At 52.8% G+C, this 733-nt stretch carries 1 protein-coding gene; it reads right to left on the bottom strand.

From position 1 onward, the window contains the following. Positions 1-113 precede the first annotated feature (113 nt). Positions 114-733 (bottom strand): NlpC/P60 family protein (locus KSY82_RS10205; protein ID WP_217751128.1); only part of this gene is annotated, 620 nt, incomplete at its 5' end.

The raw sequence follows: 733 nt of genomic DNA on the forward strand, positions 1-733 counted from the left end.
GAAATTCGTTTCGTGGAGCGTCTCATGGAAAATCCCCCTAATCTAGCAACGGTTTCCAAGTCTACTAGATTGGGGGGACGGGAGCCAAGCCGAAGAGGCTATTTAACCAGCAGCTATTTAATCAGACAAACGTGCTGGTTAATTTCAGCCGGATTTGAATAGTTATAGATAGACGAAATCTGATTGGCGGGCGATGAGGAGTGCCACATCTTATTATCACGGGGATTGTCGCCCCAGAAAAACCCGATATGACAATCGACGTTAGGAGCAGTCTTAAAGAATATGACGTCACCCTTCCTTGCCAACCCGCTATTCAGCAGATCCTGCACCTTGTTGAACTCATAAACCTTTGAACCGGAATCGATCGCATAGCCGTAAAAACGCCAGGCATTGATATAGCTGCCGCCACCGGGGCCTCCGGCCCAGGGAGAATGGCTGTTGTTTGCCGCAACCGCCGCAAGGTTACCGCCACATTTCGACCAAGCGTGGGCGACAAAACCGGTGCAGTTCATACCAGAGTATCCATCCCAGCGCCTCTCCCCATTGGGATAGGTGCAGGTAGGAACAGAAAATCCAGTGGAATATGGAGTCCCGAGGTAGTAACCGTCATATTGATGCTGGGTAAGCCAAGTAACGAGCCTAATCCGCGAAACGCCAATCACCTTCTCGTCGGCTACATCCCTGTACGCGCCGTCCGTCGGGCCCGGGGCCGCCGAGCCCTTCGCGAGGACGC

Source organism: Collinsella aerofaciens (assembly GCF_019131995.1).
GTDB lineage: Bacteria > Actinomycetota > Coriobacteriia > Coriobacteriales > Coriobacteriaceae > Collinsella > Collinsella aerofaciens_S.